Here is a 13,959-nt window from a genome sequence, read left to right as displayed (position 1 = left end):
CTTCAAAACACCTCTCGACTGCGCTCGAGGCGACATCAATCTGTTCAGGGAAATTACAAAATAACTAAATAGTCCTAATGTCCAAAAATGGTCAGGTCAGGCGGTGCCGTGAATTGTCAGGTCGAGCGGAGTCGAGACCTCTCTCTATTTATAAAACAAAAAACACCTCTCGACTGCGCTCGAGGAGACACCACTGAACCTTACGCTATCACACCCGAACCCAAAAGCTCATCGCCTTGGTACCAGGCCACAAACTGCCCTTCGGTGATGGCGGATTGCTTTTCCTCAAAATCAACGTAGAGTCCGCCCTCAATTTTGTACAAGGTCGCTTTTTGCAAAGGCTGACGGTACCGAATGCGGGCCATTACTTCCATTTGCTCATCGGGTTGTAAGGCCAAATCGGTACGCACCCAATGCAGCTCGTCGTCGGAAACGAACAGCGTTTTTCGGTACAGACCTGGGTGGGCCTTGCCCTGCCCCGTATAGATGACGTTTTCTTCCACATCGGTCTCGATCACAAAAAGTGGTTCTTTAGTACCGCCTACATCCAAACCTTTGCGCTGGCCTTTGGTAAAATAGTGCGCGCCTTGATGCTCGCCCACCACCTGGCCGTCTTCTACATGATAGACCGGTTTGGTGGCGTTGAAGGCCAATTCGGCCTCTTTGGACGCAAATGGGGGAATCTCCCTACTGTATTGCGACACATCGGAAGGTACCTCAACAATCACCCCTTTTTTGGGTTTTAGTTTTTGTTGCAAAAACTCCGGAAGGCGTACTTTTCCGATAAAGCACAAACCTTGGGAATCTTTTTTATCTGCCGTGATCAGATTGTTTTCGGCGGCAATTTTACGTACCTCCGGTTTGGTCAGCTCCCCAATCGGGAACAAGGTTTTCGACAGTTGCTCTTGCGACAGTTGACAAAGAAAGTAGGACTGGTCTTTGTTGCCGTCTACGCCCGCCAATAGGCTGTATATTTCCTTTCCGTTGGCATCAACGGAAGTGGCCTTGCGGCAGTAGTGACCCGTAGCCACATAATCGGCACCCAATTGCAAGGCTATCTTTAAAAAGACATCAAATTTTATTTCGCGGTTACAGAGCACATCGGGGTTGGGGGTTCTGCCCTTTTCATACTCGGCGAACATATAATCGACAATACGCTCTTTGTACTGCTCGCTTAGATCTACGGTTTGAAAAGGAATGCCCAACTTCTCGGCCACGATCAATGCGTCGTTGCTATCTTCTAACCACGGGCATTCTTCAGAAATGGTGACGGAATCATCGTGCCAGTTCTTCATAAACAGGCCAATGACCTCATAGCCCTGCTCTTTTAATAGATAGGCCGTTACGCTGGAATCTACCCCGCCGGAAAGCCCTACCACTACCTTTTTCATTGCGTTTTATTTAGCGTACAAAATTAGTGATTCTTGGGGAATTTTGGGTGGGGAGGGAAATGTGAATAATTACGAATGCGAGAATATTAATTAAACCTTCATTAGGTATTTAGCTGCCTATTGGCTCTTAATTTACTCTTTAATGTTTCAATTGACATATTAGGTCGACTCCTATGTAGCATTCTATGACAATTGGAGCAAACTAATGACAAGTCCTTGATTTTGGTAATTTGTTCAGATTGATACGTGGATAACGGCCTTGTGTGGTGACATTCAATAAACCCTTTTCCCAACTCACCATAGGTATGGAAAAAGTCAAATCCACAAACTTCGCACTCAAGTTTTCCAGTTTCCTTCAAAGTTTGATTTTTCTTCGATTCGTTAAGTTTAATATTCCTCTCTCTTACTTTATGCAACTTGTAAAGAACTTCGCCTTCAAAACCTTCTTTTACCAAATTGTCTGTTTCTTCTTCAATCTCATATAGTTTTTCGATAGTCTCTTTTTGCTTTATAGACTCAATAATTAAATCTGATATTCTCTTTAATTCAGTTTTATTATCAACAAATTCAAAGAAAATTTTTTCATCATTTTTTGAAAAACTTGTTAAGCCCTTACTGTCGTTAGATGGGTCGATTGCTGTGAAATTCCCTAATTTCATTGCAACTCCGTTTACATTTCTGAAGTCACTCTTTCTCAATTGTAAAGAATGAATCGGAAGTTTATTTAAGATGCCCGACAATTCAATAATATTTTTGTTCGAACTTATGAAGGTGCTAGAGTCATTCTCGAAGTATACATTTAATGTCAAAATCAATTCATCTCTATGCCATCTTGGATTTCTCATGATAAGTATTTCGTTAAAAATGTGAAGAAGGGTTATTGATGTGATTTGTTGCGTGGTTTAGCACTTAACTTTGCAAGTACACACTAAACTGAAAATCCGAGAGTATATTCAGAAGTAGGCGAGAACAAGCAATTACTTATAGCCAATGTTGGTTGTAGTTTTTTTAGTTATCAAAATGGCAAATCAAGATATTTCTCTTTTACAAAATCTTTAAAGTCATTACTGTTTGCAAATAACTTTCGGATTAAAGGATTTTTACCTAGTTTTTCAGAGAAATCACTTAAATGTGGTTCATCAACAATATCATATTCACTCCCAAGTCCTTTGCTATTTACATAATTACTAACGTAATGGTCAACAATACTGTCAATGTCCTTATTTGTCCACAAGTCATTTATTCTTTCTTTTAGACTTCTTTGACTTTCTACAATTTCCTCTAACAACTCTCGGTCAGACCGTATGTTGTTTTCTGCAACTTGTTCAGGTGTGACCTCTAAAATTTCTGTGATTCTTGTTTCTAATTTTGGATAAAAAATTTCAAATACATCTTCAAGAGATTTCTCGTTTAAAGATTTACCACCTTTGCTTTCTTTAATTCTAGAATTGATGGTTCTGAGTAGTTTAAGTAATTCCTCTTTTTGAAATTTAGTATGTTGAAAAGAAGATAATGGTCCAGTAATTTCTGTTGGTGAGGAAATATCGGTTAAAAAAGTACAGACGTAGGAATCTGATGATTTTGAAATCGCTCCAGCTTCAAATAATATCCAAGGTGCGTTTAAGTTTTCTCTTGTTAAGCATATAATTCCAACTTTTGATTCCTCAAGTTTATCGGAAATTTCTTTTGACCATTTTTTTCCTTTTTCAATTGAAGTAGAAATCCAAGGTTCAGTTGATTGTATTACTTGTTCTAGCCATTCTCGAAGCGATTCAGCAATCAACTTACTTTTGTTTCCTGACCAACTTAAAAATATTTTCATAAATTTTATTTCGTTTTTAACTTTACAACCAACACATAGATATTTTAAACTTAAAAACACCTATATATCTGTATATTAATAATTTATAAGTCTAAAATTTGGTGTTTTGTATATCAAAATAAGCAGCATAGCATTATACACTTGCTTATTTGATATGTTTTGGGGGAGAGATTTAATCTTAACGATTAAAGTCTAAATATAGGTAAAACCTTTCTTATAAGTAAGTTCACTTATCCCCTTTTTATTAAAAATGAGGTTTTACAGCACCTTACGTTTGGGGGTAACTGCGGGTGGGGTTTGAAGGGGGGTCATCAAGGAGTTGTGTAAGGGATGCTTTTGTTGTGCTTAGTAAATTATTCATCTTTTTTCTCAACTCCACAGGTCATTTTGTAATATTCTATAAACCTAGGTAAATTCCGCAGAGTTAATTTGTCTTCCTCCAAGTCCAGTTGAATATCAGGACAGTTTTCAATTATAGGCCTAGCTTTCTTTAAAAAACGTTTGTTCTTTTCGCTTTTATAAAGTATCGAATCTCCTTGTTTTAAAAGATAGTAGCTTAATGTTGGGCTAATTCCAGAGGCACTTCGGTAACTCAGATTGTAATAGTATGAGTACCTTATTGGCAATGCTATTTTCTTACCATTTGGCAATTCTAAAGTATCAGAACTTTTGAGTCTATTAAAATGTCCAGTGCGATTGTCAAATCTTGCTTGAGCCATCATTTCAGGTATGCTTTGTCTGTCAAAATCCGAGTAAAAAAGTTCATCGGCATCAGATAAGGAGATGTAGATGCTTAAAAAGTCCTGGTAGATTAATTCGGTGAAAATTTTAAACTTACTGTAGTTGTGATTTAGGTATTGAAAAGTCCGTTCGTTTTCTGTATTCGGATTGGTAATAATTTTTTCGACTAACTCATAGTCAATTTTACTTTCTTTGTCGCCTTCCTTTTCTTTAAACCTAAGTTTGAAGACGGAACTAGCCAATCTTAAAAATCCGTCTTTTGAACTCCCGTCCTTGAATACAATTTTACTTTTAATGAATGGGGTTATTCTTAGTTCGAAATCCTGGGAGTGAAGATTTGAAAAGCATATAACTACGAACAATAATGATAGTTTTTTCTTCACAAATTTTTGGTTTAATTACACACAACGCAGGGCTATATGTAGTCGTGCATTTGGATTTTTTGTTTGTTGTACCGACAAGGTACAGAAAAAAGAAAAATAAAAGGGAGCACAGCAGATGGCTTACCCGCCAGAACTGGCTTGGTCGGTTTGGTAGCGGTTGATATGTACGGTTATGATCGATGGTCCCTTTAGGTGACCAAGCGAAACAACCACTGAATGCCTTTAAAAAAACAAAGTGTTTTATGACTCATTGAGCATCATCGATTATGGTTTTGAAACGTAGGGCATTTCGAAGCACTTTCCTTTTGTCCGAATCAAACTTGGCTACAACGCAAAAAACTTGCAGTTGCCGTTCACCCACTATAAGCTATATGCGTCTTTAGCGGCAGTATTTTATTCATCAGTACTCTTTTTGTCAGCATATGGTTCTTTGGCAATTTGACTTATTCTTGAAAGAATTTGCCACATACCACCATCACTTTTTTTCCATATGTCAATCATATCAAAATGAGGTGGTAATTTGCCTACACCTTCCTGTTCCCAATCCAACGTCATCGTAATTCTTGCTACAACTATTGAATCCAATTCTTCAGAAATATTTAATGATGTAACATCTGCCGATAAGGCGCTCATTCCTTCCATTCCAAGATACATATCTTTACTAATAGGTGGTGCATCGCCATATGCTCTAATTAGCCGAAAATCTCTATGCATTAAAGAGGCTACCGTGCTCATATCATTAGCGACTAGAGCAGCGGCCCAAGCATTTTCTTGTGCTAAAATCTCTTCAATAGCTTCACTCTTGAGTGCAATTTCGTTCGATTCATTCTCAATTTTAGTTTCTGGATTGGTTTCATTTTTATCGTTTTTACAAGCTTGAATTAGAAAGCACGTAACTACAATAAATAGAAGTCCTATTGTTCTATGACTAGTCGAAAAGAAATGTTTGGAGTGATTCATAATTATTTACTTTGGTTGGTTGTTATTTCCGCTTACATATAGATATTTCAAACTTCGCAACTATATACATCTATAGACTAACCCTTTACAGGTATAAAGCTGATTTATTGTATATCAAATAACATCATGCAATACCACACTTGTTTATTTGATATGTTTTGGGGGAGGATTTAATCAAAAATGATTACAGTCTAAATATAGCTAAAATCTTACTACCAAGTATGTTTGATTATCCGTATTTACTTAAAAAACAACACTTTACCAACAACTTAGGTTTTGGGGTAACTGGGGGTGGGGTTAAAAAAGGGTGCTTTGGGTTCATCTTTAGGTGACGAAGCGAAGCGACCAATGAATGCCTTTGAAAACAATAAAAGTGTTATGAATCATTCTTCAACATAGGCCCGTTTAACCATAGTTACGTCTCAATATGCATTAATTTTCGGTTTTGTACTTGCTTTAGCAATTTCAAGCGGATTTAGGCGTGATTGTACCGATAGGCATGGGTACCCCAAAATTGGGGTTATATAAAATTGCAATAGTTTATTCCATCATATTAGTTGTAGCAACTTCTCTGTGTAATTTCCATCTACCATTATTTTTGTCTTTTTTTAAAATAGCTAAAAAGGTGTCAGTAATTTCTACTGCTTGACCCTCTGTATTAGTATAGTAAACAGAGCTCGTTCCAAAATCATAAGCGACGCTATCGCTTACTATAATTGTCTCTTTAGGTCTCATAACCAAACTGTCGTAACTAAATAATTCATTGGGGTTCGCCCTTTGGGTTTTATATTGCTCCCATTCCCCACAAACAGGTGTTAACGAAATAATATCTTTCGTTCCGTACATTTTAAGATCTCCATATCTTTTTTCTTTAATTGCAAGTTCGAAACCACTTCTTAATTCTTCGATTGAGTTTAATTCTGCTTCTAGGTCTATTCCCTTTGAATTTGACGTTTTTAAATCATTTTCTTTGTTTGTTTCGTGACAGGAAATCAAAAACAAAGCCAGCAGAATAAATAATGTATATTTCATTTGATATCGGATTTATGATTATTCCAAATTATTGCAACGCAGGGCTATGTGTAGTCTCGCGTTTGGATTTTTGACTGTCCAACCGAAAGGTACGTAAAAAAGAAAAATACAAGGGAGTACAGCAGATTGCATACCCGCCAGAATGGCTTTGTCGGGCTGGTAGGGACTGACATGAACAAATCTTATGGATGGAGGCTATTGGTAACGATGGTTTTAGGTTAACTGAATTTACCACCCAAACTATGATTTAAAGTCTATAAAATTCTTCCAACACTTTTGCACGCCACAAATCGTTTTCTTTGAACTGGAGTAAGGTACCACCCCAAATGTCATTAGGTTTACTCATGATTTGCTTGACCATAAGATTGATATGCGGAAAGGTTATTGTTTTCATCACTTCATCAACAGAAAGCCATTTAATTTCCGATATACCCTCATGCTTTTTGGCCATACCTTTCTGAACTTTGGCCGTATAAACGTTTCGTAAAGAGGTAGAACTTGCTCCGTTTAGTTCCCTTTTAAGCATAAAGGTTCCTTTTAAATGAATTTCTTTTAATTTGAGACCATATGTTGAAGCGATACTATCCAATCCATTTTTAATGGTTTGCTCTTTCGATTGGTATAGCCCGGGAGTTACCCAAAAATCTGTATTCTCAATTTTAACGACCATCAATTCATTTTGAGCGTTTAGCAAGAGTAACCTATGAAATATAGGTATATTATTATCCACTTGTGCATTCACCGAATGACATACAATGATAAAAAGTATTTTAATTACTTTCTTCATGATTTCAGCTCCTATTATCCCAAACCATGGGGGAAGTTGTAACGGTTCTTTTTTAGGGGAAGATGTTTAATCCACTGGATTTAAGACGAATATAAATAAAATATTGCTCTCGCCCCACCTATCTTTTTAAATGAATTTTTGGTTATGCCCATTTGTTCCTTTTTTCCACCACCAAAAAACAATTCCGCTAAAAACAATGGCCATAAAAATCCATGGGAGTTGTAAGGCGGTTAGGGATAAGGTCTCCAAATCGACATTTGACTGAAAAACCCCCGATGGTATGGATTGACTTTCATTTGCAGGCCTCAGGTCAAATATACTGATCGTGACAAAATTAGCACCGGTATGAATGCCCAGGGCAGCGCCCAACCTACGGGTCTTAAAATAGATGATACTAAAAAATAGGGTGTGCAGCACCGGAATTAGTATGGTATAGAAAAGGAGTTTGCCTGCCACTTGAGAGGAATAACTTTTGAACCCCACGAAAACCATCATCAACAAGATTGCTGAGTTGGACCCGACACTTTTCTCAAATGATCGTAATGGGTAGCCTCTTGTAAAGAGTTCGGTACCCAAATCGGCTATAAAAATGAAAAGGAGACCATAGACTACGTGGTACAACGAAACATCGGGTCTTAGTTCCCAAGAAAAACCTGCGTTGAAGGATTGCAACAATGAAACGACCGCCCATAAAACGACTCCGATTACAAAACCATAATAAAACTCACGACGGTTTTGAGTGCTTAAGGTAATTCCCAAATCTCGGAGCGTCATCTTATCCGATTTCCCAAACCAGCGGGTCAACTGCCAAGCAGATAGGGCAAACAGCGTAAAAAGAAGCAATATGTTGGTATTCTGCGGCAGTCGAAAGGGCAGGTAAAAAGCAAGCAAGCCCTTACGAAGCAAAAAATCGAGAGCGGTGAGCAGCAGTAAGAATAAAATAGCTTTGAAAAATGATTTCATCCTATTATGGTTGGCTACTACGTTTATAGAATTGATCACGATACCTTTTATCCAATAGAGCTCTTCTCCCTGTTTTATAATTCTCCCATATCCATCCTAATAATTTACGCATGGTAAACCCATTTCCAGTTTGCACCGTTTTTCTCCGCAAAACCAAGACCAGGAAAGTTAAAATGAAAAGCGTTGATCTTCATGCGCTCCGTATGTGCCAAATGCAACAATTTATTTCGCGTTTTTTTTGCCTTTTCATGATTAAAATCAAAACTGGTCTGCCAATTCAACTTCTCCATATGTAATGGGTGTAAGAAGGCATCTGATATATAGAGGAGCCTTTCATCTTTATCCCCAATAATAAGTGCTATCTGACCTGCCGTATGTCCTTCAGCATTTACCGCCACTACCCCCTCACAGATTTCATGATAGTCTTGGGCGATCAATTGTACATTCTCTTTTTTTAAGGGTGTGATATTTTTCTCAACAAAGAATTTGAACAATGGCGGCTGGGAATCCGATTTTGAGGAATGCCAAAAATCCCATTCTTTTTGATGCATATGAAAGGTGGCATTTTTAAAAAGTAAGTTTCCATCAGAAGAAAACACCCCCCCAATATGGTCCGGATGAAAGTGGGTAATGATTACATCTGTAATATCATTTGTAGCTATGTGCTCCTTATCCAACAACTGTTGCAATCTTCCTTTTAGCACAAAACTATTTCCTTTAAATTCTATGGGTTCTTGGGAAAATCCTATACCCGAATCAATAAGGATTTTCTGGTTTCCCTTTTGAAGTAGCATGGCTATGTAAGGAGAAGCAATATTTTCGGGATCAATTTTAGAGGAGTCCAAGGCTTGCTTCAATTCCTGTTCTGGGGCATTGATAAAATAATCCTTCGCCTTATAAGTGAACATTAGGTCTTTAAAGATGGTGCATTGAAACTCGCCAATGTTACATTTATGGATCTCAGTATTCATAAAATCAAGTAGTAAGGGTTGTAGGTCAATGAGTGGAATTGAAGCTAAAAGACCACAGTTACGTGCAATGAAATGTCTTCTTTTCATGGCCAAGAAATGTTAAGGTTGAATGATTTAACGACCGGGAGGAGTGTAAATATAAGAATATCAGAAATTTACACCTTTACAGATTTCAAAAAAGTTTTACTAGGTTATTACTTGAAGATTTAACATGAGGGTTATATATAAATTCTCATCCTGCCATTACCTAAAATGTAGGTTCAAAACCTACGGTACCAATAATCCTAAAAAATAGCCTAGCTAAACCACCCCTAGTTGATGTAGTACTTCCCTATAAATCCAATTGAGCCTTACCAAAACTAAAAACGTTCAACTTTTTTTCAAATAAGTTAAACAAATGTGGTTTATAAAAATACCTTGCTGCCATTATTAAGTGTAAAGCATTATCCAAAGAAGTGCTTCCAAGAAAATTATTAACTATTTAATTTATGAATTATGAGACTTAACAACATTAAATTACTCGTACCCATGGTCCTAATGCTGTTTTTTGCAGTATCCTGTAGCGACGATGACAATGGGGTAACCCCTCCAGACCCTGAAATGGAAGAGGAAATGGAAGAAGAGGAAGAGCAAGAAGAAGAGACCACAACAATTGTTGATTTAGCAGTGGCCACGGCCGACCTAAGTATTTTGGTGGAAGCACTTACCGAAGCTGAATTGGTAGAAACATTACAAGGAGATGGTCCTTTTACCGTTTTTGCCCCTACCAACGCTGCTTTTGAAGCATTCTTGGCAGATAACAACTTTGCTTCGCTAGATGATATTCCTGAAGATGTTTTGGAGCAAGTGCTTTTGAACCATGTAGTCTCCGGTGATTTGATGTCCGGTGATTTATCAACTACCTATGTAAGTTCTCTATCTACTGCCGGAGTTGGTGAAAAGAATATTAGCCTGTACGTAGATACAGCAGACGGTGTAAAAATCAACGGATCCACTGTGGCTACTGCAGATGTTGAGGCTTCCAATGGAGTGGTTCACATCGTTGACCAAGTAATTGGTTTGCCAAATGTAGTTGATCACGCGCTGTACAATGCCAGTTTCTCTGAATTGGTTGGCGCTTTGACCATGGATGGTAATACTACTTTTACCGATTTATTGAGTGATGGAGAACAGATGTTTACCGTTTTTGCACCCGTAAACGAAGCTTTTACGGCTTTTGAAAACCCTAATGGAAATGACTTAAATGCTATTCTGTCCAATCACGTGATTGCGGGTGCTTCTTTGGCCGCTGCCGACTTATCCAATATGTATGCCAGTACCGCCGCCACTAATGAGGATGGTGATAATTTGAGCATCTACGTAAACGTGGATGACGGTGTGATGCTAAACGGACAAAGTATGGTAGTTGTGAGCGATGTTGTAACCACCAATGGAATTATCCATGCGGTTGATACCGTTATTGACCTACCTACCGTAGTTACTTTTGCAGTTGCCGATAGCGAAAACTTTTCAAGCTTGGTTGGCGCATTGACCGCCGATGACCAGCCCGATTTTGTTTCGGTATTAAGTTCTACCACAGAAAACACTCCTTTTACGGTATTTGCCCCTATCAACAGTGCATTTGAAGCCTTGGAAGAAGTGCCTTCCGGTGAAACGCTAACGGCTGTTCTAAATCATCATGTTATTGCAAAGGCTAATGTTAGGTCTGAAGATTTAAGTGACGGTCTTGTGTCCCCTGCTACTCTTGAAGGTGATTCCGTAACCTTCACAGAGGCGGATGGTTCTTTCACCATTACCGACGGCGCCGGAAACATGGGAGTTGGAATTGTGAAGGCTGACGTTCAGGCAATGAACGGTGTTATTCATGCGATTGATATGGTATTGATTCCCAATACCGAAGACTAAAATAAATTTTTCCCCCGAATTCAAAAAAGAGCCGCTAGAAATAGCGGTTCTTTTAATTTACAAACATTTCTCTTTTCGGCAATAGCTAAATCAATTTGTGGACAAGACCACTACTTCTAACTAGTTAGCATACAGTTTTGACCGCTTTACAACTCTATTTTTTTTCAACAGTGATTATGTTGCATCTTCACAATCCCAAATCTTACCAAACCAGCCTAACTAATGCTAAAAAACCCTGACGGTTTCCGTCAGGGTTTTTGCATTTTTTGTTTAAGATATCGGTTCGACTATGGCAAGTAGGGCAGGCTAGGAAACTTTTCGTTTCCGTCTGGTCCGCTAACCAGAGCTTTTTGTTTTGTAATTATCTTTTCTTTTCAAATTGTCAATTCCAAAAGATTTGGCGGACTTAATAAACAAACCCAAGCCATTAAACATAGCACTTTACACCTTATTTGCTATAGGTATTGTTGACAATAGTTTTTACTTTTTGGTTATCAATTTTTCAATCGAGTCAATTGCTTTTTGACCAATATTTTGAGTGGTGTAAAATTCAGTTTTAGAATTTTGCCAATCCTGTCCTTTTTTCTGAACATCCATAGCTAACTCTCCAATCCTTTGATTCAATTCCGGTTTATAAACTAGCGTTGAGTCAAAAATACTTTCAACGAAAACAGGAATATTTTCTTCCAATAATTTAACGGATTCTAGATAAGTAATAGTTGATTCAAATAATGATGTCACACTATGGTCTTTTTTTTCAACCGATAGTAAATCGATATTTTTTTCAGTTTTCTTCACCAACTGTTGCGATAAGCTATGAATACCCTTAATGTCCTCCATTTCAAAATTGTTGTCGCGGACTTTATACAATAGTGAATTAATATTTTCGGAGGCCAAATAAGTTTCATATCCAATATTTAGCGAGGTACGAGCTTGTTCAAGTGCCTTTGTTTTATCGTATTGTTCTTCTACACAAGAATTAAGCAAGAGAATTATGAAAATCCATAATGCTGTGAAGTAATTCAATTGTTTTTATCCTTTCAATTAGTGTTATTTAATTTATTGCCAACAAGGGGCTTACTTGTTTTTTTGCTGACGTTCTGCCTCCTCCATCATTTCCCTCATTTTTTTCTGGAACTTATTTTCCTTTTTAGGCTTTTTCTTGTTCTCTTGTATCCTGGCATGAATTTTATCATTGTCCAAAATAAAGTTCTTAATCACCAACATAATACCGATGGTAATTAGGTTGGATACAAAATAGTACAAACTAAGTCCGCTCGCATAGTTGTTAAAGAAGAACAACATCATCACCGGCATCAAATACATGATAAATTTCATGTTTGGCATACCCGGTTGTTGTGGCATATTCTGCCCGGTTGTCATCGTCATATAAAAGAAGATAGCTACCGATGCCAAAATGGGAAACAAACTTATGTGATCCCCATAGAAAGGAATGTTAAATGGAAGCTCTGCAATGGTATCGTAAGAAGAAAGGTCATCTGCCCATAAAAAAGACTTCTGTCTTAAAGCGAACGATGTTGGGAAAAACATGAACAATGCATAGAAAATAGGCATTTGTAGTAAAGCGGGTACACAACCACTCATGGGGCTTACACCGGCCTTGCCGTACAACTTCATGGTTTCTTGCTGCTTTTTCATGGCGTTGTCCTTGTACTTTTCATTCAGCTCATTGATTTCCGGTCTTAAAACCTTCATCTTCGCTTGGGACAAGTACGACTTGTAGGTAGCTGGAGACATGGCCAAACGCACCAATATGGTCATGACCACAATGGCCAATCCGTAAGGTAAAAAAGAACTAAGGAAGGTGTAGAAAGGCGTAAACACATAGCGGTTCAACCATCCAAAAATTCCCCATCCAAAAGATATGGAGTCATCCAGTCCCAATTCCTCATACTGTTCCAACACCTTAATATCCGTAGGACCGTAATACCAGTGCATGTTTTGCGCCAATTCACCTCCGGCCAATTCCAAGGGAATCACGGAACTAAAGGCTTTGGTAAACTTGGTATCCTTACTTTCTTCCTCTACCAGATTCTTAGAAGAAAGTTCCACTGTTTTAAAATTGCTCTGATTAGTAGCCAAAATGGAACTGAAAAAGTGTTGTTTATAGGACAACCATTTAACATCCTCTTCCGTTTCCTCATCATCACCACCAACGGATAAGTAGTCGATCTTATCATCCTCGTAATTATAGGTAAGCTCTACATACCTATTTTCATACTCCACACTTTGGTCCAGCCTAAAGCTTTTTAAATCCCATTGAAGTTCAATAGGCTTGCTACCATCGATAATTCCGTTTAAACCTTGGGAACGTACGGTAAAGTCTACCAAATAATCATCTTCCTTCATTTCATAACGGTACTCCAGAAAAGCGGTTGGTCCTGCTTTCGCTTTCATGGAAAGCACTTGGTTACCATTACTTTTGCTCAATGAAGGCTCAAAATAAAGATCTTTGGTATTTAATACCCGATTATCCGATGTGGTAAAATTAAGTCCGTATGAAGCGTTTCCGTCTTTTACGAGGTATACGGGTACCGAATCATAGGTATGGAATTGCTTCATTCGAGCTTCCACAATTTGGCCACCCTTATTGCTAATTTCAAGAGAAACGAGCTTATTCTCCAGTTTAGTGATTTTGTCGCTAGGATTTGTGAACCCAAAAGCACCTAACTTGCTTTTGTAGTTGGCTACCGCCGATGAATCTTGAAAATTGATTGCTGGGGCAACCGTATTGGACTCTTCCTCCACTTTTTGGGCCTCTTCGGCCATTTGCTCCTGTTCCGCTTTTTGAGCTTCCAGTTCCTCAGGTGTAGGCCTGTTTTGATAGAACATAAAAATTAGAATCCCAAAAATGAGTACAAACCCTATAATTGAGTTAACGTCCAGTTTCTTTTCTTCCATTGAAATATAATTACTTGGAACCTTGATGTGGTTCAATATCTGTATTGGTCAGAATTGCAATCTGCAAATATATGCCCAAATA

General features: G+C 38.0%; 12 protein-coding genes. 1 reads left to right on the top strand and 11 read right to left on the bottom strand.

Annotated features, from left to right (window positions below; genetic code table 11):
* Nucleotides 1–200: 200 nt before the first annotated feature.
* From mnmA to BIZ36_RS15765, 9 genes are all read right to left on the bottom strand, one after another.
* Nucleotides 201–1,391 (bottom strand): tRNA 2-thiouridine(34) synthase MnmA, encoded by a 1,191-nt coding sequence (gene mnmA, locus BIZ36_RS15805; RefSeq protein WP_187458865.1) that lies wholly within the window; start codon nt 1,389–1,391, stop codon nt 201–203.
* Between the two features lie 101 nt (nt 1,392–1,492).
* Entirely contained in the window at nt 1,493–2,236 is a 744-nt protein-coding gene (locus BIZ36_RS15800; RefSeq protein WP_222937428.1) for an HNH endonuclease, read from the bottom strand.
* A 170-nt stretch (nt 2,237–2,406) separates the two neighbouring features.
* Nucleotides 2,407–3,213: a TIR domain-containing protein gene (locus BIZ36_RS15795; RefSeq protein WP_187458864.1), complete on the bottom strand. Its 807-nt coding sequence runs from the start codon at nt 3,211–3,213 to the stop codon at nt 2,407–2,409.
* A 353-nt stretch (nt 3,214–3,566) separates the two neighbouring features.
* Complete coding sequence (locus BIZ36_RS15790; RefSeq protein WP_187458863.1) at nt 3,567–4,337, bottom strand: hypothetical protein; 771 nt, start codon at nt 4,335–4,337, stop codon at nt 3,567–3,569.
* Nucleotides 4,338–4,730: 393 nt separating this feature from the next.
* Nucleotides 4,731–5,297: a nuclear transport factor 2 family protein gene (locus BIZ36_RS15785; RefSeq protein WP_187458862.1), complete on the bottom strand. Its 567-nt coding sequence runs from the start codon at nt 5,295–5,297 to the stop codon at nt 4,731–4,733.
* Nucleotides 5,298–5,837: 540 nt separating this feature from the next.
* Nucleotides 5,838–6,329, bottom strand: a complete 492-nt coding sequence (locus BIZ36_RS15780) for a Cif family virulence factor (RefSeq protein WP_187458861.1) — start codon at nt 6,327–6,329, stop codon at nt 5,838–5,840.
* Between the two features lie 247 nt (nt 6,330–6,576).
* Nucleotides 6,577–7,116, bottom strand: coding sequence for an NUDIX hydrolase (locus tag BIZ36_RS15775; RefSeq protein ID WP_187458860.1), 540 nt, complete (start codon nt 7,114–7,116; stop codon nt 6,577–6,579).
* A gap of 126 nt (nt 7,117–7,242) precedes the next feature.
* Nucleotides 7,243–8,079: a CPBP family glutamic-type intramembrane protease gene (locus BIZ36_RS15770; RefSeq protein WP_187458859.1), complete on the bottom strand. Its 837-nt coding sequence runs from the start codon at nt 8,077–8,079 to the stop codon at nt 7,243–7,245.
* A gap of 104 nt (nt 8,080–8,183) precedes the next feature.
* Nucleotides 8,184–9,137, bottom strand: a complete 954-nt coding sequence (locus BIZ36_RS15765; protein ID WP_187458858.1) for an MBL fold metallo-hydrolase — start codon at nt 9,135–9,137, stop codon at nt 8,184–8,186.
* Between the two features lie 408 nt (nt 9,138–9,545).
* Between BIZ36_RS15765 and BIZ36_RS15760 the strand changes: the two genes are divergently transcribed.
* The gene (locus BIZ36_RS15760) at nt 9,546–10,955 is read left to right on the top strand and encodes a fasciclin domain-containing protein (protein ID WP_187458857.1); all 1,410 of its coding nucleotides are present in this window, start codon (nt 9,546–9,548) and stop codon (nt 10,953–10,955) included.
* Between the two features lie 480 nt (nt 10,956–11,435).
* On the opposite strand, the gene BIZ36_RS15755 is transcribed toward BIZ36_RS15760, so the two are convergent.
* Complete coding sequence (locus tag BIZ36_RS15755) at nt 11,436–11,981, bottom strand: hypothetical protein (RefSeq protein WP_187458856.1); 546 nt, start codon at nt 11,979–11,981, stop codon at nt 11,436–11,438.
* Between the two features lie 51 nt (nt 11,982–12,032).
* On the bottom strand, nt 12,033–13,877 hold the full coding sequence (gene yidC / locus BIZ36_RS15750) for a membrane protein insertase YidC (protein ID WP_187458855.1): 1,845 nt from the start codon (nt 13,875–13,877) through the stop codon (nt 12,033–12,035).
* Between the last annotated feature and the right edge of the window lie 82 nt (nt 13,878–13,959).

The sequence above is a fragment of the Cytophaga sp. FL35 genome (assembly GCF_014349235.1).
GTDB lineage: Bacteria > Bacteroidota > Bacteroidia > Flavobacteriales > Flavobacteriaceae > Euzebyella.
This window is presented reverse-complemented; position numbering and strand designations above follow the sequence as displayed.

Excerpts from the sequence above, each read along its gene's own strand:
- mnmA (WP_187458865.1), bottom strand. The coding sequence starts at position 1,391 with ATGAAAAAGGTAGTGGTAGGGCTTTCCGGCGGGGTAGATTCCAGCGTA.
- BIZ36_RS15800 (WP_222937428.1), bottom strand. The coding sequence starts at position 2,236 with ATGAGAAATCCAAGATGGCATAGAGATGAATTGATTTTGACATTAAAT.
- BIZ36_RS15795 (WP_187458864.1), bottom strand. The coding sequence starts at position 3,213 with ATGAAAATATTTTTAAGTTGGTCAGGAAACAAAAGTAAGTTGATTGCT.
- BIZ36_RS15785 (WP_187458862.1), bottom strand. The coding sequence starts at position 5,297 with ATGAATCACTCCAAACATTTCTTTTCGACTAGTCATAGAACAATAGGA.
- BIZ36_RS15780 (WP_187458861.1), bottom strand. The coding sequence starts at position 6,329 with ATGAAATATACATTATTTATTCTGCTGGCTTTGTTTTTGATTTCCTGT.
- BIZ36_RS15775 (WP_187458860.1), bottom strand. The coding sequence starts at position 7,116 with ATGAAGAAAGTAATTAAAATACTTTTTATCATTGTATGTCATTCGGTG.
- BIZ36_RS15770 (WP_187458859.1), bottom strand. The coding sequence starts at position 8,079 with ATGAAATCATTTTTCAAAGCTATTTTATTCTTACTGCTGCTCACCGCT.
- BIZ36_RS15765 (WP_187458858.1), bottom strand. The coding sequence starts at position 9,137 with ATGAAAAGAAGACATTTCATTGCACGTAACTGTGGTCTTTTAGCTTCA.
- BIZ36_RS15760 (WP_187458857.1), top strand. The coding sequence starts at position 9,546 with ATGAGACTTAACAACATTAAATTACTCGTACCCATGGTCCTAATGCTG.
- yidC (WP_187458855.1), bottom strand. The coding sequence starts at position 13,877 with ATGGAAGAAAAGAAACTGGACGTTAACTCAATTATAGGGTTTGTACTC.